This is a genomic window from Ruegeria sp. HKCCSP346 (genome assembly GCF_017872595.1).
In the GTDB taxonomy this organism is placed as follows: Bacteria; Pseudomonadota; Alphaproteobacteria; order Rhodobacterales; family Rhodobacteraceae; genus Ruegeria.
In genome coordinates, this window is sequence record NZ_JAEDOT010000001.1 from 715,080 (window position 1) to 740,451 (window position 25,372).

The following is a 25,372-nucleotide window of genomic DNA, read 5'->3' on the forward strand; positions in this document are numbered from 1 at the left end:
GGATTTGCCCTGTGCTTAACTCTGAACGTCCGGCAGGGCCACCCCTGCCTTTTGCAGGGCCTCCCAAATCTTGCCGTCCCGGCCATAGACATCACGGCGATACTGCACCTCGCCTTTTGGCCCGACATATGCCGTTCGATAGATCAGATGAACCGGAACTGTTTGTTCCAAATTGACCTTGGTTTCCTTTCCTGTGTTCAGAACACGATGAAAGAATGCCTTGGGATTCTCTTCCTGTTTGGCCAGCAACGCATAGGCAAATTCGAAAGGCTGCGCCAGCCGGATGCAGCCGTGCGAGAACGCCCGCACCTCGCGCGCGAACAGGCTTTTCTGAGGCGTATCATGCAGATAGATATTGTACTTGTTGGGGAACATGAACTTGACCAGCCCCAAAGCATTGCTTTTGCTGGGCGGCTGGCGCATCGCAAAAGGAAAGCTTCGCGCGGTGAACTGATTGAAATCAACCGCCCCGCGATTGACCTGCCGCCCCCTGCTGTCCGTGATCTGAATATGACCGACCGCGTTGGGGTTCGCTTTCAGCTTCGGCAGGTATTCCTTGGTGATGATCGAGCGCGGAACATACCAGCTGGGGTTTATCACCATATGTTCCATCACATCCGAGAACTCTGGGCTGCGGCGATCATGCGTGTTCTTGCCGATCACCGCACGGGTTTCAAAGGTGACTTGCCCGTCATCCACGATCTTTGCCGAAAAATCTGTCTGGTTGACAAGGATATGACGTGCGCCGCGTTCCCGAGGCAACCAGCGCTCCCGTTCCAAAGCGACATAAACAGCCTTGAGCCGGTCCACGGCGGGGCGATTCAACTCGGCAATCGTGCCCTTGCCTGCAACGCCATCGGGTTCCAACCCATGCGCGATTTGAAAGGCCCTGACCCCTTCCAGCAACGCGGCGTCGAACGACGGGCTGGCCGATGGTTTCATGTAGCCCATTAACACCAGCCGATTGCGAAGCTTCACGACATTGGGCCCGGTATCCCCGAATTCCAACTTAGTTTCCGGAACTGTCGCCCCCCAACCGCCTTGATCTACCAAATCCTGAAGCGCCAGCTTCTGTTTCATCAGAGCCCGGTACTGACGGGTTTGAGGAGCCAATTGCGCAAGATACGCGGCGCCATGTGTGTTCAGGGCGTTCAGATGCTCGGCCGCGCTGCGACGATCCACCGACCGAACAAGCCCGTCGTCGATGTTTCCGGGCCGAATAAAACCCGAGTACAATGCGTCGGCAAAATCCACAAAAACCCGGCTCAGTTCCGCTTCAACGGCGCCAAGATCGCGTGTCGAGCGTGCATCCTGCATTTTCTGCATCAAGGATGAAACTGTCGCATCGGCCCTCGGCAGACCGTGCAGATGCGCATGTGACAGTGCCTGGATCAATGCGGCCCGGCGTTGCATATGCTCATCGGATTCACCCACCCAAATCGGCGAAAACCCGGTTGTCCGGTAAAACTCTGCGATCTGCGATTCCCGTGGGGTATGTTCTGCAACGGCCATCTGAAACGCCGTGTTTTGCGCAGGTTCAGAAGTGGTGTTTGCCATACTCGCAGTGGCCGCAAAACAGCCGGCAAGCAGGATACTGGTACAGGTTTGGAATACAGAAAGCATTGGATGGCCTTGGAATCAATGGCTTGGTTGGTGATATGTGCGTCGAACAACTATGAGTTTGGCTGCGCAGACTTGTCTATTCACAAATTCCTTACCGAATTGCTTCTGTTGGCGTCTGATGCGCGTTTGCATCGGCCCGGTGATGCGCAGCCCACACCTGCAAATATTCTGCGCTCGGCTGTGACATTTGCGCAAAAATCTGCCGAAAATTCCCCCTTGAAAAGGTGCCTATGAAACACTTCTTGGCCGTCGAATCCGATTGTGTCATAAATTCCGCATCTGGGATGGGAAAAAATTAAGACAGCGCGCGTAACATCGTGCGCAGGCAGGAACAGTACGGGACGAACCAAAATGACCAAGAGCAGTTCCTCGGGCTTGACCCGACGTGCCCTATTGGGTGCGTTTGCAGCAACAGCAGTCGCAGCAGCACCCACCTACTCCAAAGCAGCAGGCTTTTTGCGCGGCGGCGGCGATATCCGTCGCATTCGCATGTATTCCGGTCGCACGGGCGAACGGTTGGACATGATTTATTGGGTCGATGGTAAATATATCAAGGACGCAGTCAAAGAAGTGAACCATTTCATGCGCGATTGGCGCACGGATCACGTAAAATCCATCGATTTACGCACGATTGATATCATGGCGGCATCACACAACCTTCTGGATGTCAACGAACCTTACATGTTGCTGTCGGGCTATCGCTCCCCCCAGACCAACGCCATGCTCCGCGCCCGCTCTCGCGGCGTCGCCCGGAAGTCGCTTCATATGAAGGGACAAGCGGCAGACCTGCGCCTGTCTTCCCGCTCCGTCTCGCAGATGGCTAAGGCTGCTATGTCATGCCGGGCCGGCGGTGTCGGTCAATATAACGGGTCCAATTTCGTGCATATGGACTGCGGTGTCGTCCGCACCTGGCGCGGCTAAGACAGCGACTTCGCGATCTCGGCTTATATGACAGGGGTTTGACGGGGGCGGCCAGTTACATCCCCGCGTCTCCCCCTCCGCCGCCGGCATCACCGCCTCCGGTGTCATTGCTGGATGCTGTCGCCGCAGTGGAATTGCTGGTCTCACGAGACTTTTCATCGCCGACGTCAGCGGGAACACTGGAACCGGAAGCATTGTCGCTTTCTGAATCATCATCGCTTTCGGGTTCTTCATCATCGGTCAGCTTTCCAAGGATAAACGCCAGAATTACTGCGACCAAGATCCAACCTAAAACGCTTGAAGCTGAAACCCCGGTAATCGCGCTACCCAATAGTGCTACAATCACTACAACGATTATCAACTTCTTATTTGAAGAGATGACTTTCACATTCCTTCCTCCATTTGAGCTGACGCGCGCCAGCCTCGTTCGGAAAGTGTACATCAAAAAAACCACTGCTTGAGGGGTTAAGCCTCAAAATGATTGTCAGGATTGTTCGCGTGGTGGCAAGCAGGCGAAAAACGGAGGCGTGCAGACACTATCCATGGCCCGAAAGGGTATTCGCATGGAAAATATCCCGAGAGGGGATCAGCCAGGGCACCTTTCGTAGTTTCAACACTAGATGCTGTTTGGAACTGTTGTAAGCCAAGATGTTTCGAGCGCTGGAAACCGAAAACGCGAAAACAAAAGAAGCGCTTGACCGGGGCAGATGTTGAATAACGCTATGCTGCGGCATATCCCCGGAGCAGCGCAAGACCCTTGTCCTTCATTAGCGATAGCTATGCGGCTCGGGAACTTCTCCCAATTTGGTGCGGAAGTTCCTGCTTTGCCCAATAAACCTTAGAAATATAGCGATGGTGGCGCACCTGAGAGGATTCGAACCTCTGGCCTCTGCCTTCGGAGGGCAGCGCTCTATCCAGCTGAGCTACAGGTGCCTTGGCCGTTAGCTAACCTTGTTCCAATCCGGGTGCAACTGAAAATCGTGATTGTTGCACCCTCTTTGAAACCAAAATCAGGCGAAAAGATCATGCGCCAATTCAAGCGCTTCGATCAGTGTGTCGACCTCATCCGTCGTGTTGTAGAGACCAAAGCTGGCACGGCAGGTCGCCGTGACGCCCAGGTGATCCATAAGCGGGCCCGCACAGTGATGCCCGGCGCGGACGGCAACCCCTTTTTTGTCCAGAATCGTGGATACATCATGGGCATGGCCGGCCCCGTCCAGCGTAAAGCTGAAGATGGCTGCCTTGTCTGGCCGCGTGCCCTGAACCTGAAGCCAGTTGAGACCGCTCAGGCGCTGCATGGCATAGTCCCGCAGGCCGGATTCATGGGCGGCAATGTTGTCCATTCCCAAATCCATCATGTATTCCAGCGCAACGCCCAGGCCGATGGTTTGGACAATGCCGGGTGTTCCGGCCTCGAACTTCATCGGCGGGTCGTTGTAGATCACCTGATCCTTGCTGACCTCTTTGATCATGTCACCGCCACCGACAAAGGGGCGCATCTCGGCCATGCGTTCGGACTTGATGTAGATCGCACCCGACCCCGACGGGCCATACAGCTTGTGGCCGGTGATGGCGTAAAAGTCGCAACCGATGTCCTGCACGTTTACCGGCATATGCACCGCGCCCTGACTGCCATCAACCAGCACCGGGACGCCCCTGGCATGTGCACCTTCGGTGATGGCTTTGACATCCACGACGGTACCCAGAACATTGGAACATTGCGTCACGGCCACAAGTTTGGTTTTCGGGCCGATCGCATCGATTACCGCCTGCGGATCCAGCCCCCCGTCAGCGTCCACATCCACCCACTTCAGAACAACGCCCTGCCGTTCCCTCAGGAAATGCCAGGGCACGATGTTGGCGTGATGCTCCATGACGCTCAGGACGATCTCATCCCCGGCTTCCAGGCGCGGCATGGCCCAGCCATAGGCAACAAGATTGATCCCTTCGGTCGTTCCTGAATTCAGAACGATCTCATCCTCGTTCGATGCCCCCAGGAAACGGGCGATGATCCCCCGAACAGCTTCGTATTTCTCGGTCGACAGATTGGACAGATAGTGCAATCCACGGTGAACATTCGAATACTCTTCGGAATAGGCACGGGTCACCGCATCGATGACGACCTGAGGCTTTTGAGCCGACGCACCGTTGTCCAGATAGGTCAACGGCTTGCCATTCACCTGACGTGACAGGATCGGAAAGTCAGAGCGAATTTTCTGCACATCATACATGATACGGTTTTCCTAGACAGGCGCGGCCGGTGTTAAATACAGGACGAAGGGAACCGCAATCAGGGCTGACAACAGAATTACGGCGAAGGATTTCCAAAGGGATCCGAATTGATGCGCTTCGTTCAGGAAATGAAGCGTGATGTAAAGGCTCAGGATCGCCGTCGCGAACAGCATTGTCATCATCAGAAACGGCATCGTCAGGCTTAGAACAAGGGTCATGACAAGGGCGACTATTTGCAGGAACTGCAACCACACCGTCAGGACCATCAGATCGTCAAAGCTTGCTTTGCCGCCTATTGCTTTTCCGACGACGAAGAACGCAAGGATGCTCAGCAGCATTGCTCCGGCGGATCGCAGCAAAACAACGGGGATACTTTCGGGAGGCGGTGCGATCTGACCTTGCGGCACGGGGACCGACAAATCGATTCCCAACTGGACGAGACAGTTCAAAACCACTGCCAGCGCAAAGGCCAGCCACAACCCTTCCCGCCCCGGTTTCAGGGACAACAGCTGGCGGGCGGCTTGGTCGGGGCTTCTGATCGTCAGAACCGCCAGAGCGCCGAGGGAATTGATAGTCATGCAGCGGACCTTTGTACTTGTCTCAGACCGGATAACCAGAACCAGACAAAAACAGCAACCCAGGCGATGCCCACAATTGTCAAAGCAGGCCCGGGCCCTATGAACCCGGCGACCAGACCATTCAACAAGACCAGGGGGGCGGATGCCAACAAAGCCCAGAACAGGGCAAGTCGTGCGCCATAAGCAGTGCCCTGCCCGCCGGCCATCCGCGCCGCCCAATAGGAAATCAGCGCCAGCGTGTAGAAAAACAACGGCAGTATGAACACCGACCCCAGCAAAGCACCGCCCAGAAGCATGTTCAGCTCAACGCCTTCAAGATGCGCTTTGCGGGCAAGGCTGGGCATTTGCGCGACAAAGGCCACAACGCAAAACGCCATGACAAACACCAGCGCCCTGTCTTCCCGCTGACCCATTTCAAGAAGCCGGCGCACCACGCGCCCCGGCCCCCGGTATGTGGCCAATATGTCAGACGAGACGGCCATCAGCTACGACGCGCCAGCCACCCTTCCAGACGGCTTACGATCTCTTCCGCCAAGGCGCTGTCTTCGATCTCATCCACCGCTTCGGCAAGAAAGGCCAAAGTCAGCATATTGGTTGCGTCCTTGACCGGCACGCCACGGGACCGCAGATAGAACAGCGCGGTTTCGTCGATCGCACCCGAGGTCGAGCCATGCGAACACGCCACGTCATCGGCATAGATCTCAAGCTCGGGCTTGGCGAGGAACTGGCTGTCATCATCCAGCAGCAACGATTGGCTGATCTGGTAACCGTCGGTTTTCTGTGCGCCTTCCTTCACAAGGATCTTGCCCTGAAACACGCCGGTCGCCCCGTTGCGCAGCACTTTCTTGAACACCTGACGGCTTTCGCAGTTTACCGCATCATGGGTGATGAAAACCGTGTCGTCATGATGGAAGTCTCCATCGCCAACACAGGCCCCGGCCACATGGGCCACCGCGTCATCGCCTGTCAGCTCGACGACCTGCTCATTGCGGGTCAGCACGCCATTCACTGTCAAAGTGAAGGATTTATAGACAGACTCCGTGCCCAGACGGGTAAACATATGGGTCGCGGCCCGGCGTTCATGGTCCCTGCCCTGGGCGCGCACATGGTGCAGCGTGCCCTTGTCGGCGATGTCGATCTCCATGCATTTGTTGAAGCGTGACGCAGCCGGGCCGGTTTCCAGAATGGTGGCCTCGGCCCCGCTTTCCACGCGAATGACGTGGTGCAGGATCGCATCCGAGGTCGGCGATGCATGACGATAGACCAGGTTGATCGGTTTGGACGGTTTGCCGGTGACATGGATGGCCACACCATCCGACGCAAAAGCCGTGTTCAGCGCCGCCAGCGGACGCTGGACCGGAGACTGACCGCGCGTCTCAAGCACGCCATACAGGTCTTTCGCCCAATGAATGTCCTTGCAGCAGATATCCTCGAGCCGGTCGATGGTCACGCCTTCCAGCGTCAGGTCGTCCGACTCTTCGGCGCTGAATTCACCGTCCACGAAGACGATGTTCAGCCGGTCAAGTCCGCTGAACATCAACGGCTCATCATCGGCAAACACCGCAGCTGGAGGCGCGTCTGGCGAGACCAGAGTGTCCGGTTGAGTGTATTTCCAATATTCGTCACGCCGTCCGGGCAGACCAGTTTCCAGAACACGGGCCAGCGCGTCTTCGCGCGCGGCGCGGGTGCATCCCGCGTCGGGCATGGTCAAGGCAGACAGCCGGGCCTCGGTCGCGGTTTGTTTGACTTCGGGCAAGGCCATCAGTTCACCTCGGCAAGAATGTCGGCATAACCGTTGTTTTCAACCTCGAGCGCCAGATCTGGGCCTCCGGTTTTGACAATGCGGCCATCGGCCATGATGTGCACAACGTCCGGCTTGATGTGATCCAGCAGGCGCTGGTAATGGGTGATGACCAAGAACCCGCGACCTTCATCGCGCAGCGCATTCACACCTTCGGCGACCAGCTTCATCGCATCCACATCCAGACCCGAGTCGGTTTCGTCCATGATGCACATCTTGGGTTCCAGCATGGCCATTTGCAGGATTTCATTGCGCTTTTTCTCACCGCCCGAGAAGCCCACATTGACCGGACGCTTGAGCATATCCGCGTCGATCTTCAGCGTCTTGGCCTTGGCACGCACTTCCTTGAGGAATTCAGCGGCGGACAGCTCGTCCTCACCCCGCGCCTTGCGCTGTGCATTCACGGCGGTGCGCAGGAAGGTCATGTTGCCCACGCCCGGAATCTCGACTGGGTATTGGAAGGCCAGAAACACGCCGGCAGAGGCGCGCTCTTCCGGTTCCATCTCCAACAGGTCCTCGCCATCCAGCGTGGCAGAACCCTCGGTCACTTCGTACCCGTCGCGGCCCGACAGCACGTAGCTGAGTGTTGACTTGCCTGACCCGTTCGGCCCCATGATCGCGTGTACCTTGCCGGCTTCAACCGTCAGGTCCACACCCTTTAGGATCTGCTTGTCTTCTTCTTCAAGCTTCACGTGCAGATTTTTGATTTCCAGCATTTTTTATCCTTTTGCGTATCGCAAGGGGCGCCGTGGCCCCGAAACCTTCTTATCCCAGCAACTTGCGGATCAGACGCGCGACGATCCAACCCAGGATCGCCCCTCCGCCAACCGCCCAAACCGGGTTGATGAATTCCATGTGGTTGATGTTGACGTAAGCCATACCCAGCAGACCGCCAAGAACCGGGAACGCGTAACCCAGCCAGGTCAACACGTCTTCTTTCCGGATGCCGCTTCGTGACGCCCGCGTCATCAGCCAACCGACCCTTCCAGCGAGATTGCCACCAGTTGCTGCGCTTCCATGGCGAACTCCATCGGCAGTGCTTGCAGAACGTCCTTGCAGAACCCGTTGACCACCAAAGCCACGGCCTCTTCTTCATCCATGCCGCGCTGACGGCAATAGAACAGCTGATCGTCATCCACCTTGGACGTCGTCGCCTCGTGCTCGACACGAGATGAGTTGTTTTTGACCTCGATATACGGAACCGTATGCGCGCCGCATTTGTCGCCGATCAGCAAGCTGTCACACTGGGTGTAGTTGCGGCTGTCCTTGGCCTTCGGATGCATCGAGACCAGACCGCGATAGGTGTTCTGCGCCTTGCCCGCACTGATGCCCTTGGACACGATGCGCGACTTGGTGTTCTTGCCCAGATGAACCATCTTGGTGCCGGTATCGGCCTGCTGATAGTTGTTGGCAATCGCGATCGAATAGAACTCACCCTGGCTTTCGTTGCCGCGCAGGATGCAGGACGGGTATTTCCACGTCACGGCCGAGCCGGTTTCGACCTGCGTCCACATCACCTTGGACCGGTCGCCCCGGCAATCGGCGCGCTTGGTCACGAAGTTGTAGATGCCGCCCTTGCCGTTCTCATCGCCCGGGAACCAGTTCTGAACGGTCGAGTATTTCACTTCGGCGTCTTCTTCGACAATGATCTCGACCACGGCCGCGTGCAGCTGCGCGGTGTCGCGCTGGGGCGCGGTGCAGCCTTCCAGATAGGACACGTACGAACCTTTGTCGGCGATGATCAGCGTGCGCTCGAACTGGCCGGTGTTTTCGGCGTTGATGCGGAAATAGGTGCTCAGCTCCATCGGGCAGCGGACACCGGGCGGAATGTAGACGAAGGACCCATCCGAAAACACGGCCGAGTTCAAAGTCGCATAAAAGTTGTCCGACACCGGAACCACAGTGCCCAGATACTTCTTGACCAGCTCAGGATGTTCCTTGATCGCTTCGGAAATCGAACAGAAAATCACACCGGCCTTTTTCAGTTCGGCCTGAAAGGTCGTGCCGACGGACACCGAGTCAAACACCGCGTCCACAGCAACCTTGCGCCCCTCGGCCGGAGCATCCTCAGCACCTTCGACACCGGCCAGAATCATCTGTTCTTTCAAAGGGATACCAAGCTTTTCGTATGTGGCCAGCAGCTTGGGGTCGACATCGTCCAACGACTTGGGTTTCTCTTCCATCGATTTCGGACGCGCATAGTAATACTGGTCCTGAAAATCGATCTTTGGATAAGTGACCATGGCCCATTTCGGTTCTTCCATCTTGGTCCAGCGTTCAAACGCGGCCAGACGCCACTCGGTCATCCATTCCGGTTCTTCATTCTTTTCCGAGATCAGACGAACGATGTCCGGGTTCACTCCTTTCGGCGCGTACTCCATTTCGATGTCCGTGTCCCAGCCGTATTTATAGGTTCCGACCTCGCGCACCGCATCCACGGTTTCCTGATCGACACCCTCTTTCACCTGGGTCTGGTCCAAAGCGGCCATAACTTGCCCTCCGTCAGATCACGCGGCGCGCGCGCGATGCTTTTTCTCTTTCTCAAGCCACGTTTCGGCGAAACGCAGCACATCTTCTTCCGTTGTCCGAGGTCCCAGCGATACGCGGATTGCGCTGCTGGCTGTCACCTCGTCGTATCCCATTGCGGTGAGCACCGCGCTGGCACGAACCTTGCCGCTTGAACAGGCAGAGCCCGCACTGACCGCAAAACCCGACAGATCCATCTGCATGACCTGGGTCTCACCTTTCCAGCCGGGGGCGGCAAAACACAGGGTGTTCGGCAAGCGTTGCCGCTCTTTCCCGACAAAAATAGGTGATTTTACAGCAGCCTCAAGAGCGTTTTCTAGAATATTTCTAAATTCCTCGACCTGCTCCCAAACGCCATTGGCCAGATCCCGCATCGCAGCTTCAGCTGCGGCGCCGAACCCCGCGATACCAATGACATTTTCGGTTCCTGACCTGCGGCCCATTTCCTGGCCGCCCCCCTTGATCTGTGCCGCCAGATCGGTTCCGCGTTGCATCACAACGGCACCGACACCTTTTGGACCGCCCAGTTTATGCGCCGAGACCAGAGCCATCTGGGCATTCATCCAGTTGAACGCGACGGGGAGCTTGCCAAAAGCTTGTGTGGCGTCTGTCACGGCCAGGCCGGACGGCAGTGTTTGAACAATCCCCGTCTCTGAGTTTGCCAGTTGCAATGTCGACATTTCAGGCGCGATTACCTGCACGTCTCCGGCCTCGGAAACCGTAAGATCCTCATTGATCCAAGATCTTACCGCGTCATGTTCAATCGCCGCGCCGTGCAATTGGCGCCCCGACAATGCCAGCGCCGCACCTTCGGTTGACCCAGATGTAAAGACGATATCCGCCCCATCCGCCCCAAAGGCCGATGCAATTTGGGCCCGAGCGCGCTCGATCAGAGCTTTGGCGGCCCGACCTTCCGCATGAACCGACGAGGGATTGCCGCAGACATCCATCGCCGCAATCATCGCGTCCCTCGCTTCGGGGCGCAGCGGCGTTGTTGCATTGTGATCCAGATAAACACGTTTCATGGATACATCTTTTTGCCGGCAGACTTCATTTCATATACCGCCCGTTCAGATCATTCATCTACAACAGAGAACAGGCTCGGCACGGCCGGGCACGGGGCGAGGTCGTTCTTGATCACATCTGACAAACGGGTTTGATGCAGGAACACATAGACATGCGCGCTGAGACTTTCCCAAAGCCGATTGGTCAATGATTGAGCGCGGCTGCCGGACGAGGCCCCGGACGCGCCTGCCCCTTTTTGCAGCGCATCAACGGTTTCGTCCACGGCGGCCAGAATTTCGACGACACGAATTTCGGATGCCGGGCGTGCCAGTCGATACCCGCCGCCGGGCCCCCGCACGGAAGACACCAAGTCCGCCCGGCGCAGTTTGACGAAGAGCTGCTCGAGATATGGTAACGAAATGTCCTGCCTCTCGGAGATTTCTCCAAGCGTCACCAGTCGTTCCGTCGGCTGGAGCGCAATATCCGCCAGGGCGACCATTGCGTAACGCCCTTTGGTCGACAGCTTCATTCCATGTCCCCTTTCAGCAGGATTTGCGCGAAATCATTGACGCCGACGTTGCCAGTGCGTATCTCCGACTGACAGCGCTGGTATGCGCCAAGCAATGTAATTAGAACCGTTCTAAGGTGCCCGACGATTATCGTCAAGTATATCCGGGCATCGGCACGAAAAAGACAGGACCAAAGCACACATGCCCGAGGTGATTTTTCCCGGACCCGAAGGCCGCCTGGAAGGCCGCTACCACCCGCAAAAGGAAAAAGACGCACCGATCGCCATCGTGCTTCACCCGCACCCTCAGTTCGGCGGGACCATGAACAACAAGGTGGTCTACAACCTGCACTATGCCTTCTACAACATGGGCTTCACCGTGTTGCGCTTTAACTTCCGCGGTGTCGGTCGCAGCCAGGGCGAGTATGATCAGGGCGTGGGCGAGCTGAGCGATGCGGCGTCGGCGCTGGATTACCTGCAATCGATGAACAACAATTCGAAACACTGCTGGGTCGCAGGTTTCTCGTTCGGTGCATGGATCGGTATGCAACTGCTGATGCGCCGCCCTGAAATCACGGGGTTCATCAGTGTATCGCCCCCTGCAAACATGTATGACTTTTCGTTCCTTGCCCCCTGCCCGTCTTCCGGCCTGATCATCAACGGCACGGCTGACAGGGTGGCGCCACCGGCTGACACGACCTCGCTGGTGAACAAGCTGCACGAGCAGAAGGGAATCACCATCACGCACACCGAAGTGGAAGGTGCAGATCACTTCTTTCAGGATCGTCATATGGACACGCTGATCACCAATGTCAGCGACTATGTGAAACGCCGCCTGACCGAGAACACCCGCTGATGTCCGACACCATCACATCTCTTGCCGCCAAACTGGCCGAAGATACGATGAAGGTTATGGATGAGACAGGCGAAGACAGGTTCTTTGTCGAAGTTGGTGAAGTGCTCGGGGCCGCTTCTCAGTCTCTGGAAGAGGCGTTTCTGACGGAAATTCGTGTTCGGTTGGCTGAGCGGAAAGCCAGGCAGTTCGTGATCAAACGCTTGTCTGCGCATCGTGCAAAGCAGAAGGCGATCGAAAAGCAATGACCGACCGTATGTCGGCGCAAATCGCGTTTCTGAAACGGGCCGACGAACTGAAAATGGTCGAGCGGGCAAATGTCCTGCTTGACCAGTCCAGACCCGAAAATTCGGCAGAGCACAGCTGGCATCTGGCCTTGTGGGCCCTGGTCATGGCCCCGTTGGCAGGGCCGGATGTCTCGATTGATCGGGTCATACGTATGCTATTGCTGCATGACCTGGTTGAAATCGTTGTCGGCGACCACCCAATTCACCTTGAGACCGATTGGACCTCGGTTGCCAAGGCCGAGCAAGCTGCAGCCAAAGATCTGTTTGGGCTGTTGCCAAAGGATCAGGCCGATACGTTTCACGCTGTCTGGCGTGAATTTGAAGAGGATCAGACCGCCGACGCCCGATTTGCCAAGGTTCTGGATCGTTGTCAGCCACTGTTTCAGGTTCTGTGTGCCCCGAACCCCGATCCGGATCACGTGGACATAGCGCGTTCAAATCTCGAGGGCGGTCGCGCTGCCTATCTGGAACAGGTATTTCCACTGGCTTACGAGCACGCCGCAACCCTTCTGGCTGGTGCAGATACGCAAGCCAACGCGTTTACGAAACGGCTGGCGTTTCTGACCGAAGCTGATCAGCTGAAGTCCGTTCTTCGTGCCTCGCGGCTGATGGCGGGTGATCGTTTCGAAAACTCGGCAGAACACTCGTGGCACATCATGCTCTACGCCTGGGTCCTGGCTGAAAATGCGCCCCCCGGGATCAGTGTTGATCGGGTCCTTCAGATGCTGTTGCTGCACGATATCGTCGAAATCGACGCCGGCGACAATCCGATCCACGGGCAGGTCGATCACGCAGCGCAAGCAGCCAAGGAACAAGCGGCGGCCAAGCGCTTGTTCGGACTGCTGCCCGACACCCAATGCAACACTTTCACTGCCCTGTGGCAGGAATTTGAAGCGGCAGACAGCCCGGACGCCAGGTTCGCCAAAGCCGTTGATCGGTTTCAGACACCTGTCGCCAATCTGGAAACCGGCGGCGGGTCGTGGGTCGATTACAAGGTTACATATGCCCAGCTTGAGGCGCGCGTGCGGCCTGCGATTGCAGCAGGTTCTCCTCGGCTGTGGGATTGGCTGCAACCGCAACTGGCTGCACACTTCCAAAGCGTCGAGGTTGTACACCCCTAGGCAGAAAAGAAAAAAGGAGCCCGACGGCTCCTTTTTCCCTGCTAAGCTCTACGTGGTATTTAAAAAACACTACTACCATCAAACTGTTGAACCATGTTGGCTGCTTCAACTTCGACGGACCCCCCGTCAGCAAGCCACCCAATCACCACTATCAGACCCGCAGCAAATATTACGGATTTCGAAAATGTCGTCATAACTCAATACTCAAAAACAAATCCTAAAATACGCTGAGAAGATTACACTAATTCGATTCTCTGAATAGTCAGGTATACCTGACCTCAGGTGGTTTTCTTCCATCTTCAGATCCAAAATTGCCTTGCCCACTCCTTCGGTTTCATGCTCAACGCGGGGTATCTTTCCTGTTTCGAGGATCAAAATGCCCCAAGCGTATCTGTATCTGATGCTGGCTGTTGTTGCGGAAACCATCGGCACCACGGCCTTGCAGGCCAGTCAGCAATTCACGCGGTTCTGGCCGTCCGTCCTTGTGGTCGTGGGGTACGGAGTCGCATTTTATCTCATGGCGCTGACACTGAAATACATGCCTGTCGGTATCGTTTATGCAATCTGGTCCGGTCTGGGCATCTTTCTGATCGCCGTGATTGGGTTCATCGTGTTCGGCCAAAGGCTGGATTGGCCTGCAATCCTGGGATTGACGTTGATCTTGTCCGGAATCCTGATCATTCACCTCTTTTCCAAGACTGCCGGTCACTGATCCACGGTTAGGGCTGGTATATTTTGTCGCGCCGCGCTATGCGCGCGGCAACTTCCCGTTCAAAGGCTGACCTCTCATGGACCTGCGCAATATCGCAATCATCGCTCACGTGGACCACGGCAAGACGACCCTGGTGGATGAGCTGCTCAAACAATCCGGCGCGTTCCGGGAAAACCAGGCCGTGGCGGAACGCGCCATGGACAGCAACGATCTGGAGCGCGAGCGCGGCATCACCATTCTGGCCAAGGCAACTTCGGTCGAATGGAAAGACACGCGCATCAACATCGTCGACACGCCGGGCCACGCCGATTTCGGTGGTGAAGTCGAGCGTATCCTCAGCATGGTCGATGGTGTCGTCCTGCTGGTTGACGCGGCCGAAGGCCCGATGCCGCAGACCAAGTTCGTGACGTCGAAAGCCTTGGCGCTGGGCCTGCGCCCGATCGTGGTTCTGAACAAGGTCGACAAGCCGGATGCGGAGCCTGATCGCGCATTGGACGAGTGCTTTGACCTGTTTGCCAACCTGGGCGCCGATGATGATCAGTTGGATTTCCCGGCCATGTATGCCTCGGGCCGTTCAGGCTGGGCGGATATGGAGCTGGACGGCCCGCGCAAGGACCTGAGCGCACTGTTTGATCTGATCGTCGATCACGTTCCTGCCCCGAAACAGATCGCGCATAAGGGTGAGCCGTTCCGGATGCTGGCTACCACTTTGGGCAGCGATCCATTCATCGGCCGCATTCTGACGGGTCGTGTGGAAAGCGGCACATTGAAAGCTGGCGACAGCCTGAAAGCCCTGAGCCGTGACGGATCGTTGATCGAAAACTTTCGCGCCTCAAAAATATTGGCATTCCGCGGGCTGGCTCAGCAACCTATCGATGTGGCCGAAGCCGGTGACATCGTCACCATCGCCGGCATGAGCAAAGCCACCGTGGCGGATTCTCTGGTTGCTCCGCAGGTCGAAGAAGCCCTGCCTGCACAGCCCATCGACCCGCCGACGATCACCGTAACTTTCGGTATCAACGATTCACCGTTGGCCGGTCGTGACGGCAAGAAAGTTCAGTCACGCGTCATCCGTGATCGTCTGATGAAAGAAGCCGAATCGAATGTCGCGATTCGCGTCACCGACACACCCGGCGGCGAGGCTTTCGAGGTCGCCGGCCGTGGCGAATTGCAGATGGGCGTTTTGATAGAGAACATGCGTCGCGAAGGGTTCGAGCTCAGCATCTCGCGCCCGCAGGTTCTGTTCCGCGAGGAAAACGGCCAGCGGCTGGAACCGATCGAGGAAGTCACCATTGACGTAGACGATGAATACTCGGGCGCCGTGATCGAAAAGATCACTGGGGCCCGCAAAGGTGAGTTGGTCGAGATGCGCCCGGCAGGTGCAGGCAAGACCCGCATCATCGCGCATGTACCGTCCCGTGGCCTGATCGGTTATCACGGCGAATTCCTGACCGATACCCGCGGCACAGGCGTTCTGAACCGCGTGTTCCATGACTGGGCGCCACACAAAGGCCCGATCCCGGGCCGCCGGGCTGGGGTTCTGATCTCGATGGAGAACGGTCAGGCCGTCGCTTATGCTCTGTGGAACCTCGAGGAGCGTGGCCGGATGTTTGTTGGTCCTCAAACGGATGTCTATCAAGGTATGGTGATTGGCGAGCATTCTCGTGACAATGATCTGGAAGTGAACCCGCTGAAGGGCAAGAAACTGACAAACGTACGCGCCAGTGGCTCGGACGACGCGGTTCGTCTGACGCCACATGTTCAGTTCTCGCTGGAAGAGGCAATCGCCTATATTGACGACGATGAACTGGTCGAAGTCACCCCGAACGCGGTGCGCTTGCGCAAGCGTTTTCTTGACCCGCACGAGCGCAAGAGGATGGCCAAGTCGGCCTGATTTACCTGGCAGACCGCTGCCGCAATAGGAAACAATTGCCCAAGTGTGGCAATTTTGCGTCCAAACGGACAAAAGATGAAAAACGGACAACCGGGCAATATGCCCGGTTTTCTTCTGAAAACAGGGATGTTTCTTCTTTAGGTTGCATTAATTTTCCCCTTCTCCCACGATCCACATATTGTGATTGAGACCCGTTTAAGGTGAAAATGTGCCAGTTGTGTGACGTCGTTCATAAACACCTTCGCTCCGATGGTTCATATGAACACGTAGTAAAGTATCGAGTTTCGAGGAGTTCCAAATGGGTATCCGGTCCCGCAATATCCCGCTGTTTTTTGTTGCTACGACGTTTTTGTTTTCACCCGCGGGCGAAGCTTTCGCGGCAGGTACATGTACCGTTCAAACAGCCAGACAATCCGCAGCATCCGCACAGGTGTTATGTGAGTGCGACGCTGTAACATCGGGCATGATCCGATACATTCAACGCCGGCACGATTTCGATCAAATTCTGGCGCGTGTCGGAGCTGAATGCACACCACTTGCAGACTTGCTTTCTGATTTTCCCACGGCTTCGATCGGTGCAAGTGATCAGCGGTCCGGAGATGGGCCGTCTGATGAGACTGTCGACAGCAGCCCGGCTTTCGGTGGCGGCGGCGGTTCAGGCGGTGGAGCTGGCACCACTGGCGCTGGAGACGGCGGGGGTGGCACTGGCGGTGAAGGTGGCGGCACTGGCGGTGAAAACGAAGGTGGCGGCGAAAACGAAGGCGGCGGCGAAAACGAAGGCGGCGGCGAAAACGAAGGCGGCGGCGAAAACGAAGGCGGCGGCGAAAACGAAGGCGGCGGCGAAAACGAAGGCGGCGGCGAAAACGAAGGCGGCGGCGAAACGTTCTAATTGGGAAGCAATATTACCGGTGCAAGATACGATTGCACCGGTATTCAGTTTATCAAAAAGATTTCCAGGTTTCGTCAGCTATGGCCGTACACACCAACCCAACGTCCGGGCCGATTCGGGTCTTGCATGCGAAGAAACAGGTACCGCGTTGCCGTCCAGGGTTTGATACGGTTTGTGAGGTTGTCCAAAACCAAATCACCCTTGGAAGAGCGATACACCAGCACCGCATGAGGCACCCGACGCGTGTCCAGAACCGTAGCGATCAACAGTTTACTTGGATCGACACCGGCATGGATCAAATCTCTTTTCTTCAACAGCGCGAAGTCTTCGCAATCGCCACCCCTGGCTGTCGGAAGCGCCCAACGCTCGGTCATCTTGTACTGGGATTGATCGGTGACTTCTCGCGTCGATCTGTTCACGCGCCGATTTACCTGTTCGACAACCTTCAGTTCTTGCTGGCTGGACAGGGATACGGAGCGTTTTTTGGCACAGGCCCATTTGTACTCGGCGCACAGATTGGCCGCCCCTGACGGTGGCGGAGAGGCCGCGACACTTGGGATAAATCCGTTACCGGACGCATGTGCGACGGGGGCCACGGCTAGGGTGCAGACGCCCAAAAAACAGATGCTGAAGGCCCGTACTGAAACCGGCAGAAGTCTTGCACCAAACCGCTTGGCCAGATTTGTGAAGTGTTTCATGCCTGTACCCCAATCCGATGTTCTTCGCACGATTGCACGTCAAACAGGGTCGCATTCCGATTCGTGAAACTATCCGCGAACAACCCCGCCCAGGCAATCACCTAAAAAGTTGAAGGGGAAAAAGGGCGGAAATTCGTCCGTCAATCTGACCTTTTTGCGCAAGAATTTGGGTGGCGCGGCCACAATTCGGGTGCCGATCGCGCAAATACGCGACAGCGTGGCCTGATAAGTGATTGAAATAATGTAAAAACAAACTCAGCCCCCTGTTGACGGGCTGAGTTCCCTTGGCCGAGTGGTGGTATAAGCCAATGATTGCCTATTGGCTGCCCCTTTGCCGGGCAAACCGCGCTACACGTCGTGAACGCAGTCGTTCACTCCGTGATTTCAACCACAACCAATTCACGTTCGCTGGCGTCGCGCGCATGACTCAATGCTACTTGATAGTCATCCGAGTTGTAGCATTCGACGGCTGCTTCTAGCGACGGGAAACGGGCAACAACGTTGCGTGGCCGTTCCTTGCCTTCCAACTGAACGTAACGCGCCGCACGGGCGATGAAAGTGCCCCCGTGCTTGGCAATGGCTGGCCCGGCCAATTCGGCATATTTTCCATACGCCTCGGCATCGGTCACCGTCACGTGTGCAATCCAAAGTGCAGCCATCTTACCCTCCCAAAACCTGTTCTGCAGCCTTGATCGCCGAATCCGCGTTCGACGCATCCCGTCCACCGCCCTGGGCCATGTCCGGGCGGCCGCCGCCGCCCTTGCCGCCCAATTCCACTACTGCGGCCTTGACCAGATCGACCGCCGAAACGGTTCCTGTCAGGTCTTCGGTGACGCCAGCCGCAACCGCGGCCTTGCCGCCCGTATCCGCGATGAGCAACACCGCCCCCGATCCAAGACGCGCCTTGTGTTCGTCGATCAATGCCGGAAGATCCTTGCCGGACACCCCGCTGAGGGCCTGCGCTATGAACTTCACGCCGTTCACATCACGCGCTTCGGCACCGCCGCCCTGCCCGTTCCCGCCGGCCATCGCCAGATCTCGACGCAGTTGAGCCACTTCGTTCTGCAATGATTTGCGTTCCTCCAGCAGGCTTTTCACGCGGGCCACCACATCATCCGGCTGCGCCTTCAGTTCCGTCGCCACCTGCGCAAGACGATGATCCTGTGCCGAAAGGTAACGGAACGCTTCATCCCCGGTCAGTGCTTCGATGCGGCGCACTCCGGCACTGCTTGCGCCGTCACCCAGGATGACAAAGGTGCCGATATCACCCGTCTGACGCACATGAGTACCGCCACACAGTTCGATCGACCAGGTTTCGCCATCATGGCCCTTGCCCGTAGGTGCCTTGCCCATCGAAACAACACGCACCTCGTCACCGTATTTCTCGCCGAACAGTGCCTGCGCGCCCAGTTTGCGCGCGTCATCCGGTGTCATGACCCGTGTCTCGACAGCCGAGTTCTGGCGGATAAAATCGTTCACCTCACGCTCGATCTTCCGGATTTCCTCCAGGCTCAGCGCTTTGGAATGGCTGAAGTCGAACCGCAGACGATCCGCCGCATTCAGCGAGCCGCGTTGCGCCACATGGTCGCCCAGCGTTTCCCGCAGTGCTTCATGCAGCAAGTGCGTGGCCGAGTGGTTGGCCCGGATTGCGGTCCGGCGCGCATGATCGACTTCGAGCTCGACAGCATCGCCTTTTGAAACGGCACCGCTGACGACCGTCACCTTATGCGCAAAGACCTTCCCATCAGCGAATTTTTTGGTGTCTTTCACTCGGCTGAGGTGATCGCGATCTTCAAGGCGCCGCATCTCGCCAGTATCGCCCACCTGGCCACCAGCCTCGCCATAGAACGGCGTCTGGTTCACCACGACCCAGCCGCTGTCGCCCGCTTCGATCTTGTCAACCAAAGCACCGTCAACAACCAGTGCCACAACCTGAGCTTCGGCTTTCTCGGTGTCATAGCCAAGGAAGTCGGTCGCCCCGGCGCTGTCCAGAACATCGAACCAAACCGCCTGATCCGCAGCTTCACCTGACCCGGCCCAGGCAGCCCGCGCCTTGGCCTTTTGTTCGGCCATCGCCGATTCAAAGCCTTCGGTGTCAACTGTCCGGCCTTTTTCGCGCAGCGCATCCTGTGTCAGGTCCAGTGGGAAACCGTAGGTGTCATACAGTTTGAATGCCGCCTCACCAGACAAAGGCGCCCCCTCGGAAAGGCCGGACACCTCATCGTCCAGCAGCCTCAACCCCCGGTCCAGCGTCTGCTTGAAACGCGTTTCTTCAAGCAACAAGGTCTCTTCGATCAATGGCTGTGCCTGGGTCAATTCGGCATAGTGACCGCCCATCTGTTGAACGAGGGACGGGACAAGCCGATGCATGACCGGATCCTTGGCGCCCAACAGATGCGCATGACGCATGGCACGACGCATGATGCGGCGAAGAACATAGCCGCGGCCATCATTGCTGGGCATCACGCCATCAGCAATCAGGAACGAAGTCGAACGCAGGTGGTCCGCGATCACGCGGTGGTGCACGTTCTGATCCCCGTAAGGATCCACGCCAGTTGCATCGGCTGATGCCTCGATCAGTGCCTTGAACAGATCGGTGTCATAATTGTCATGGCTGCCCTGCAACAATGCACCGATCCGCTCGAGACCCATGCCCGTATCGATCGACTGCATGTCGAGCTCGACCATCGAGCCGTCTTCGAACTGCTCGTTTTGCATGAAGACCACGTTCCAGATCTCAATGAACCGATCGCCGTCTTCCTCGGCAGAGCCCGGAGGACCGCCCCAGATGTGGTCTCCGTGGTCATAAAAGATCTCGGTACACGGGCCGCAGGGGCCGGTCGGGCCCATCTGCCAGAAATTGTCGCTGGTGGTGATGCGGATGATCCGGTCTTCGGGAACACCGACCTTTTTCCAGATTTCAAACGCCTCGTCATCGGTATGATAGACCGTTGTCAGCAGGCGGTTCTTGTCGATCCCAAATTCCCTAGTGATCAGCTCCCACGCGAATGGGATCGCTTCGTGTTTGAAGTAATCACCAAACGAGAAGTTCCCCAACATCTCGAAGAATGTATGGTGGCGCGCTGTGTAACCCACATTGTCGAGATCGTTGTGCTTGCCGCCGGCACGCACACATTTCTGCGCCGTGGTGGCGCGCTTGTAGTCACGTGTTTCCAATCCTGTGAACAGGTTCTTGAACTGCACCATGCCCGAATTGACGAACATCAGCGTCGGGTCGTTGCGCGGCACCAGCGGGCTGGACGCCACGACCTCATGCCCCTGTTTTTCAAAGTAATTCAGAAAGGTCGATCGGATGTCGTTCAGGGTTGGCATAGGGCTCTCTCGGCGCACAAAAAACTTGGTCCCCGCAGGTTTATCCCCCTGTCAAACGAGTGTCCACAGCAGAGGCGTGTCCGAACGAAACAAGGCGACCCGGGGGACCGCCTTGTTCATAGTATTTTCAACACAACACCTCGGACCGGGAACGTATCGCACCCCGTCAGCGACCGTCAGGCTTCAAGGATGTCATCATCCTCGGCTGCGCCCGGAGGCATGTCGAACTCCAGCCCGTGAGCCGCCCGAATCTTGTCTTCGATCTCAAAGGCAATGCGGCTGTTGTCGCGCAGATACTGTTTGGCATTCTCACGCCCCTGCCCGATCCGTTCGTCGCCGTAGCTGAACCATGACCCTGACTTTTCGACCACACCGGCTTTGACACCCAGATCCAGCAGTTCGCCCATCTTGCTGATGCCTTCACCATACATGATGTCGAATTCCACCTGCTTGAAGGGGGGTGCAACCTTGTTCTTGACGACCTTGACGCGCGTCTGGTTGCCGACAACTTCGTCCCGGTCCTTGATCGCGCCGATGCGGCGGATATCCAGACGAACCGAGCTGTAGAATTTCAGTGCATTACCGCCGGTGGTGGTTTCGGGGCTGCCGAACATCACGCCGATTTTCATCCTGATCTGGTTGATGAAGATCACCATGCAGTTCGAGCGGCTGATCGAACCCGTCAGTTTCCGCATCGCCTGGCTCATCAGACGGGCCTGAACGCCAACATTGCTGTCACCCATATCGCCTTCCAGTTCGGATTTCGGCGTCAGCGCCGCAACCGAATCGACCACGACCATGTTGACCGCGCCCGAGCGCACCAGCGTATCGGTGATCTCCAGCGCCTGCTCTCCGGTATCGGGCTGCGAGATCAGAAGCTCGTCCAGATCAACACCAAGCTTTCGCGCATATTGCGGGTCCAGCGCGTGCTCGGCGTCAACAAAGGCGCAGACGCCGCCGCGTTTCTGCTGTTCCGCAATGCAATGCAGCGTCAGCGTCGTCTTCCCCGAGCTTTCCGGGCCGTAAATCTCAACAATCCGCCCCATTGGCAGACCACCAATTCCCAACGCAATATCCAACCCGAGCGAGCCTGTCGAACTTGCATCGATGTCCTGTTTGGCGCCTTCGCCAAGCTTCATGATAGAGCCTTTGCCGAACTGCCGTTCGATCTGGGCCAGCGCGCTGTCGAGCGCCTTTTGCTTATCTGCGTTTTTCTTGTCGCTCATTGTCAGAAGATCCGCCATTGTCCTGTCGCCTTCCCTTTTGTCACACCCTTGATCGGGCGGCAATCGCTGCTTTGTTCGCCTCTTGTTCCTTATGGGACCAAAAGTAGAACATTTCAATAAAAACTTACGGGATTTAGTCTTCAGCAATTGTATTAAGAAGTCCTTTACGACAATCTGCGCGCATAGCCGGATGACAATTGGAGCAATTAAATGCTTGTTTTCTATGAGGAACGCCTTGCCTTCCTTGCCGTTCCGAAAACCGGCAGCACGGCTTATCACACGGCGTTGCGGGATCGCGCTGATATCGTCGTCACTCATCCTCCCGAGCTCAAACATGCTCCGGTGCGCAGGTATGATCGGTTCTTCCAGAACATTTTTCGGAAAATGTACGATACCGAGATGGAGATCCTGGCAGTTGTTCGCGAACCCGTTGACTGGCTGGGCAGCTGGTATCGATTTCGCAGCCGCACCGACCTGATCGGTCACGTCCATTCGACCCGAGACATGAGTTTCGACACGTTTGTGCAGGCCTATATGACAAACCCCCGTCCGGATTTTGCCGATGTTGGTAGCCAAAGCCAGTTTTTCCGCACCCGCAGCAATGGTCGCGGCGCCACGCATATTTTCAAATACGAAAACCAGGACAAAATTCTCGACTTCCTGCAAGCGCGACTGAATATGCAGATCGACCTGCCACGAGAGAATGTATCACCACCGGGTGATCTGACGCTGACGCCCGAAACACGGCAAAAATTTCGCAAAAGACACGTAGAGGAATTCGCGCTCCACGATGCAGCCTTGTAGGGTGCTCAGTTCAGCTGTTGGAAAACCGCCTCGGTCAACTGGGTGAGGGAAAACGGCTTGGGCAGGAAGGTCGAGTTGGCGATCTCGGGTTCTGAATCGCCAAAGGCACCTTCCGTGTAACCGGATACGAAGACCACGCGGGCATCCGGGCGTGATTCCCGAGCTTTACGCACCCAGGTCGGACCATCCATGCCGGGCATGACCACATCCGTTACGAATACGTCGACGTTCAAAGATGGATCCTCCAGAAGCCGCAGAGCTTCCTCGGCCGAATCCGCCTCCAGCACGGTATAGCCCTTGAGACGCAGGGCCCGGGTTGCGAAGGCGCGGACCGGCGCTTCGTCTTCAACCAAAAGCACGACGCCCTCTCCTTGCCGGGCGCTTTGGGTTTCGGGCTGGGCCGGAATGTCCTGTTCAGCCTCTGCCACCGTGGCGCAAACCGGTAGAAAAACGGTGAACTCGGTGCCTCGACCCACCGTGCTGTCGACAAAGATGAAACCGCCCGTCTGCTTGACGATGCCATACGCTGTTGAAAGCCCAAGCCCTGTGCCCTCACCCGTACGCTTTGTCGTATAGAACGGCTCGAAAACCTTTTGCAGTTTGTCGGCAGGTATTCCCACACCGCTGTCCATGACCCTGACCGTAACGTATTCGCCGGGCTGGACGGTCGCCCTGTCCCTGCTGAGCGGTTGCGACAGGTTCAATACCTCGGTCTCGATACGGATCTCGCCCCCGTCTGGCATGGCATCGCGCGCGTTTACGACAAGGTTCATCAACACCTGTTCCAACTGCCGTTTGTCCGCCCGAACCGGCTTTAACACCGGATCATGACTGAGGGTCAGCAGAACTTTTTCGCCCACCAACCGGTTCAACAAGTGAATGAGATCCGAGATCGTGTCGCGCAAATCCAGAACTTCGGGCCTGAGAGTCTGTTTGCGCGAGAATGCCAGAAGCTGGCTGACTAGCGCAGCGGCCCGGTTGGCGTTCTGATTGATCTGAACCAGATCCCCATAATCCGGGTCATTCTGATCGTGACGCAACAACAGCAGGTCGCAATGCCCGGAAATGGCCGTCAGCAGGTTGTTGAAATCATGTGCGACCCCGCCGGCCAATTGACCCACAGCTTGCATTTTCTGCCCTTGGACGAATTGAGCCTCCAGAGTCTTCAACTCGGTCGCATCATTCAGAACCGCGATCAGACAGATCTTGCCATCGACAACGACACGGCTCAGCGTGACCTGTACGAAGACTTCCTTGTCTTTTCGGGTCAACTGAAGAAACTCGGATCGTTGCGCATCTTCTTGCGCGGCCGTCCGCGCCAGCCAATCCAGAATGGGGTGCCCCATACCCCGCATGATGTCGGCTATGTTCGTGCCTTCCAGGCTTTCATTTCCAAGCAACTTATTCGCCAGCCTGTTGGCATTCAGAATGGCCCCCGCCGGAGACAGGGTGAGAACCGGAACCGGAAGATCTGCAAAAGACGTGCTGGCCCCGGGCGCCGGAGTTTCAATGAGCGGCACCAAACCAAGGCTTCGTTCCTTGCTGGATCGGGAAAGCTCCGTCACAGCGACCGGTATCATTCCGTCCTGTGACTTGATAATGTTTGAGGCTCCGACCCGGGGGTCAGCATCACCGAAGACGTCGCGAATCCGACCGGGACGCAGCCCAAGCAACTTTTTCGCCGCCGGATTCGGGCACACCACATCATCCGCGCATCCGATGGTCAGGACCGGCAGGTTGAGAGACTGCCAGCTTTCCTGTTCTGACTGTTGAAACCGCCAGCAAAAAATGTCGGAAGCCAATTGAAACACGGTTACACTGCTTGTGTTTCCCCTGATCACGCAGTCTTCGCGGGCCCGACCGAATGATCGGGCCTGAGATTGCAACCTCAACAAAATCACCTGAGGCGTCGAGAACGTCGAACCGAGGCAGTTTTCAAGGCTGGCTCCTTTCGCCGCGCCGAATTGTTCCCGCGCTGGTGCGTTGGATGCCAGAATGTCGCCATAGGCATTTGCGATCAGGAAAGGTGACTCGTCCTGTTCTGCAAACGCGGCCATGACGGCAGTGGTTTGTTGCGCATGTCTGACGTCGACCTGGCCTTTGATCACGACGCATAGTGCCACAATCAAAAGCGAAGTTCCCGCGACCATCATGCCCATGGTCCAATCCGGTGGCAACAACCCGACCATAGGGGCAATGCTGATCAACAATGCCACCGCCACCAACGACCATAGACGAGATGCCGAGGGCGTGTGGACAAGAGATGGGTCGCTGAAAAATTCTACTGTGTCAGACATAAAACGGCTCGGGCGCAAAGTTATCGGCTATAACGGCCAAAATTGGTTAATTCCCGCTTAACGG

Annotated in this window: 24 protein-coding genes and 1 tRNA gene; 8 read left to right on the top strand and 17 right to left on the bottom strand. The window is 56.9% G+C overall.

Annotation, left to right across the window (positions count from 1 at the left end):
• Positions 1-15: 15 nt before the first annotated feature.
• Positions 16-1,557 carry a L,D-transpeptidase family protein gene (locus tag I9185_RS03575; protein ID WP_245223400.1) on the bottom strand — a complete coding sequence of 514 codons (1,542 nt, stop codon included), beginning with the start codon at positions 1,555-1,557 and terminating at the stop codon, positions 16-18.
• A gap of 417 nt (positions 1,558-1,974) precedes the next feature.
• On the opposite strand from I9185_RS03575, the gene I9185_RS03580 reads away from it, so the two are divergent.
• A complete protein-coding gene (locus I9185_RS03580; protein WP_171632409.1) occupies positions 1,975-2,544 on the top strand; it encodes a DUF882 domain-containing protein in 570 nt (189 codons plus the stop codon).
• A gap of 55 nt (positions 2,545-2,599) precedes the next feature.
• Here the strand turns inward: I9185_RS03580 and I9185_RS03585 are convergent, their stop codons facing one another.
• From I9185_RS03585 to I9185_RS03635, 11 genes are all read right to left on the bottom strand, one after another.
• Positions 2,600-2,932: a hypothetical protein gene (locus tag I9185_RS03585; protein WP_171723259.1), complete on the bottom strand. Its 333-nt coding sequence runs from the start codon at positions 2,930-2,932 to the stop codon at positions 2,600-2,602.
• Between the two features lie 468 nt (positions 2,933-3,400).
• Positions 3,401-3,477 (bottom strand) — tRNA-Arg (locus tag I9185_RS03590).
• Positions 3,478-3,554: 77 nt separating this feature from the next.
• On the bottom strand, positions 3,555-4,775 hold the full coding sequence (locus tag I9185_RS03595) for a cysteine desulfurase (protein WP_209833097.1): 1,221 nt from the start codon (positions 4,773-4,775) through the stop codon (positions 3,555-3,557).
• A gap of 12 nt (positions 4,776-4,787) precedes the next feature.
• Positions 4,788-5,354, bottom strand: coding sequence for a YIP1 family protein (locus I9185_RS03600; RefSeq protein WP_210092369.1), 567 nt, complete (start codon positions 5,352-5,354; stop codon positions 4,788-4,790).
• Positions 5,351-5,836, bottom strand: a complete 486-nt coding sequence (locus tag I9185_RS03605; RefSeq protein WP_171723257.1) for a YIP1 family protein — start codon at positions 5,834-5,836, stop codon at positions 5,351-5,353. The genes I9185_RS03600 and I9185_RS03605 overlap by 4 nt, the downstream gene beginning before the upstream one ends.
• Positions 5,836-7,116, bottom strand: coding sequence for a SufD family Fe-S cluster assembly protein (locus tag I9185_RS03610; RefSeq protein WP_171723256.1), 1,281 nt, complete (start codon positions 7,114-7,116; stop codon positions 5,836-5,838). Before I9185_RS03610 ends, I9185_RS03605 begins: the two co-directional genes overlap by 1 nt.
• Positions 7,116-7,871 carry a Fe-S cluster assembly ATPase SufC gene (sufC, locus tag I9185_RS03615; protein ID WP_210092370.1) on the bottom strand — a complete coding sequence of 252 codons (756 nt, stop codon included), beginning with the start codon at positions 7,869-7,871 and terminating at the stop codon, positions 7,116-7,118. The genes I9185_RS03610 and sufC overlap by 1 nt, the downstream gene beginning before the upstream one ends.
• 49 nt (positions 7,872-7,920) lie before the next feature.
• Entirely contained in the window at positions 7,921-8,124 is a 204-nt protein-coding gene (locus tag I9185_RS03620; RefSeq protein WP_171362846.1) for a hypothetical protein, read from the bottom strand.
• Positions 8,124-9,644: a Fe-S cluster assembly protein SufB gene (gene sufB, locus I9185_RS03625; protein WP_171204775.1), complete on the bottom strand. Its 1,521-nt coding sequence runs from the start codon at positions 9,642-9,644 to the stop codon at positions 8,124-8,126. The genes I9185_RS03620 and sufB overlap by 1 nt, the downstream gene beginning before the upstream one ends.
• A gap of 18 nt (positions 9,645-9,662) precedes the next feature.
• Complete coding sequence (locus tag I9185_RS03630; protein WP_210092371.1) at positions 9,663-10,706, bottom strand: cysteine desulfurase family protein; 1,044 nt, start codon at positions 10,704-10,706, stop codon at positions 9,663-9,665.
• Between the two features lie 50 nt (positions 10,707-10,756).
• On the bottom strand, positions 10,757-11,215 hold the full coding sequence (locus tag I9185_RS03635; protein ID WP_152458016.1) for an Rrf2 family transcriptional regulator: 459 nt from the start codon (positions 11,213-11,215) through the stop codon (positions 10,757-10,759).
• A 181-nt stretch (positions 11,216-11,396) separates the two neighbouring features.
• On the opposite strand from I9185_RS03635, the gene I9185_RS03640 reads away from it, so the two are divergent.
• From I9185_RS03640 to I9185_RS03665, 6 genes are all read left to right on the top strand, one after another.
• Positions 11,397-12,050, top strand: coding sequence for an alpha/beta hydrolase (locus tag I9185_RS03640; protein ID WP_152458017.1), 654 nt, complete (start codon positions 11,397-11,399; stop codon positions 12,048-12,050).
• A complete protein-coding gene (locus tag I9185_RS03645) occupies positions 12,050-12,295 on the top strand; it encodes a hypothetical protein (protein ID WP_152458018.1) in 246 nt (81 codons plus the stop codon). The genes I9185_RS03640 and I9185_RS03645 overlap by 1 nt, the downstream gene beginning before the upstream one ends.
• Positions 12,292-13,455 (top strand): HD domain-containing protein, encoded by a 1,164-nt coding sequence (locus I9185_RS03650; protein WP_210092372.1) that lies wholly within the window; start codon positions 12,292-12,294, stop codon positions 13,453-13,455. The genes I9185_RS03645 and I9185_RS03650 overlap by 4 nt, the downstream gene beginning before the upstream one ends.
• 376 nt (positions 13,456-13,831) lie before the next feature.
• Entirely contained in the window at positions 13,832-14,167 is a 336-nt protein-coding gene (locus I9185_RS03655; RefSeq protein WP_171632384.1) for an SMR family transporter, read from the top strand.
• A 76-nt stretch (positions 14,168-14,243) separates the two neighbouring features.
• A complete protein-coding gene (gene typA, locus I9185_RS03660; RefSeq protein ID WP_171632381.1) occupies positions 14,244-16,061 on the top strand; it encodes a translational GTPase TypA in 1,818 nt (605 codons plus the stop codon).
• Between the two features lie 463 nt (positions 16,062-16,524).
• A complete protein-coding gene (locus tag I9185_RS03665) occupies positions 16,525-16,950 on the top strand; it encodes a hypothetical protein (RefSeq protein ID WP_171632380.1) in 426 nt (141 codons plus the stop codon).
• Between the two features lie 74 nt (positions 16,951-17,024).
• Here I9185_RS03665 and I9185_RS03670 read toward each other — a convergent pair whose 3' ends face one another.
• The 4 genes from I9185_RS03670 to recA form a co-directional block, all read right to left on the bottom strand.
• Complete coding sequence (locus tag I9185_RS03670; RefSeq protein ID WP_171723250.1) at positions 17,025-17,648, bottom strand: transglutaminase-like cysteine peptidase; 624 nt, start codon at positions 17,646-17,648, stop codon at positions 17,025-17,027.
• A gap of 371 nt (positions 17,649-18,019) precedes the next feature.
• Complete coding sequence (locus I9185_RS03675) at positions 18,020-18,307, bottom strand: DUF1330 domain-containing protein (RefSeq protein ID WP_210092373.1); 288 nt, start codon at positions 18,305-18,307, stop codon at positions 18,020-18,022.
• 1 nt (position 18,308) lies between these two features.
• Positions 18,309-20,981 (bottom strand): alanine--tRNA ligase, encoded by a 2,673-nt coding sequence (gene alaS / locus I9185_RS03680; RefSeq protein ID WP_210092374.1) that lies wholly within the window; start codon positions 20,979-20,981, stop codon positions 18,309-18,311.
• A gap of 176 nt (positions 20,982-21,157) precedes the next feature.
• Positions 21,158-22,225: a recombinase RecA gene (recA, locus tag I9185_RS03685; RefSeq protein ID WP_171632372.1), complete on the bottom strand. Its 1,068-nt coding sequence runs from the start codon at positions 22,223-22,225 to the stop codon at positions 21,158-21,160.
• A 192-nt stretch (positions 22,226-22,417) separates the two neighbouring features.
• On the opposite strand from recA, the gene I9185_RS03690 reads away from it, so the two are divergent.
• Entirely contained in the window at positions 22,418-23,011 is a 594-nt protein-coding gene (locus I9185_RS03690; RefSeq protein ID WP_210092375.1) for a sulfotransferase family 2 domain-containing protein, read from the top strand.
• A gap of 5 nt (positions 23,012-23,016) precedes the next feature.
• Here the strand turns inward: I9185_RS03690 and I9185_RS03695 are convergent, their stop codons facing one another.
• Positions 23,017-25,308, bottom strand: coding sequence for an ATP-binding protein (locus I9185_RS03695; RefSeq protein WP_210092376.1), 2,292 nt, complete (start codon positions 25,306-25,308; stop codon positions 23,017-23,019).
• Positions 25,309-25,372: the final 64 nt, after the last annotated feature.

Excerpts from the sequence above, each read along its gene's own strand:
- I9185_RS03575 (WP_245223400.1), bottom strand. The coding sequence starts at position 1,557 with ATGGCAAACACCACTTCTGAACCTGCGCAAAACACGGCGTTTCAGATG.
- I9185_RS03580 (WP_171632409.1), top strand. The coding sequence starts at position 1,975 with ATGACCAAGAGCAGTTCCTCGGGCTTGACCCGACGTGCCCTATTGGGT.
- I9185_RS03595 (WP_209833097.1), bottom strand. The coding sequence starts at position 4,775 with ATGTATGATGTGCAGAAAATTCGCTCTGACTTTCCGATCCTGTCACGT.
- I9185_RS03600 (WP_210092369.1), bottom strand. The coding sequence starts at position 5,354 with ATGACTATCAATTCCCTCGGCGCTCTGGCGGTTCTGACGATCAGAAGC.
- I9185_RS03605 (WP_171723257.1), bottom strand. The coding sequence starts at position 5,836 with ATGGCCGTCTCGTCTGACATATTGGCCACATACCGGGGGCCGGGGCGC.
- I9185_RS03610 (WP_171723256.1), bottom strand. The coding sequence starts at position 7,116 with ATGGCCTTGCCCGAAGTCAAACAAACCGCGACCGAGGCCCGGCTGTCT.
- sufC (WP_210092370.1), bottom strand. The coding sequence starts at position 7,871 with ATGCTGGAAATCAAAAATCTGCACGTGAAGCTTGAAGAAGAAGACAAG.
- I9185_RS03620 (WP_171362846.1), bottom strand. The coding sequence starts at position 8,124 with ATGACGCGGGCGTCACGAAGCGGCATCCGGAAAGAAGACGTGTTGACC.
- sufB (WP_171204775.1), bottom strand. The coding sequence starts at position 9,644 with ATGGCCGCTTTGGACCAGACCCAGGTGAAAGAGGGTGTCGATCAGGAA.
- I9185_RS03630 (WP_210092371.1), bottom strand. The coding sequence starts at position 10,706 with ATGAAACGTGTTTATCTGGATCACAATGCAACAACGCCGCTGCGCCCC.
- I9185_RS03635 (WP_152458016.1), bottom strand. The coding sequence starts at position 11,215 with ATGAAGCTGTCGACCAAAGGGCGTTACGCAATGGTCGCCCTGGCGGAT.
- I9185_RS03640 (WP_152458017.1), top strand. The coding sequence starts at position 11,397 with ATGCCCGAGGTGATTTTTCCCGGACCCGAAGGCCGCCTGGAAGGCCGC.
- I9185_RS03645 (WP_152458018.1), top strand. The coding sequence starts at position 12,050 with ATGTCCGACACCATCACATCTCTTGCCGCCAAACTGGCCGAAGATACG.
- I9185_RS03650 (WP_210092372.1), top strand. The coding sequence starts at position 12,292 with ATGACCGACCGTATGTCGGCGCAAATCGCGTTTCTGAAACGGGCCGAC.
- I9185_RS03655 (WP_171632384.1), top strand. The coding sequence starts at position 13,832 with ATGCCCCAAGCGTATCTGTATCTGATGCTGGCTGTTGTTGCGGAAACC.
- typA (WP_171632381.1), top strand. The coding sequence starts at position 14,244 with ATGGACCTGCGCAATATCGCAATCATCGCTCACGTGGACCACGGCAAG.
- I9185_RS03665 (WP_171632380.1), top strand. The coding sequence starts at position 16,525 with ATGATCCGATACATTCAACGCCGGCACGATTTCGATCAAATTCTGGCG.
- I9185_RS03670 (WP_171723250.1), bottom strand. The coding sequence starts at position 17,648 with ATGAAACACTTCACAAATCTGGCCAAGCGGTTTGGTGCAAGACTTCTG.
- I9185_RS03675 (WP_210092373.1), bottom strand. The coding sequence starts at position 18,307 with ATGGCTGCACTTTGGATTGCACACGTGACGGTGACCGATGCCGAGGCG.
- alaS (WP_210092374.1), bottom strand. The coding sequence starts at position 20,981 with ATGCCAACCCTGAACGACATCCGATCGACCTTTCTGAATTACTTTGAA.
- recA (WP_171632372.1), bottom strand. The coding sequence starts at position 22,225 with ATGGCGGATCTTCTGACAATGAGCGACAAGAAAAACGCAGATAAGCAA.
- I9185_RS03690 (WP_210092375.1), top strand. The coding sequence starts at position 22,418 with ATGCTTGTTTTCTATGAGGAACGCCTTGCCTTCCTTGCCGTTCCGAAA.
- I9185_RS03695 (WP_210092376.1), bottom strand. The coding sequence starts at position 25,308 with ATGTCTGACACAGTAGAATTTTTCAGCGACCCATCTCTTGTCCACACG.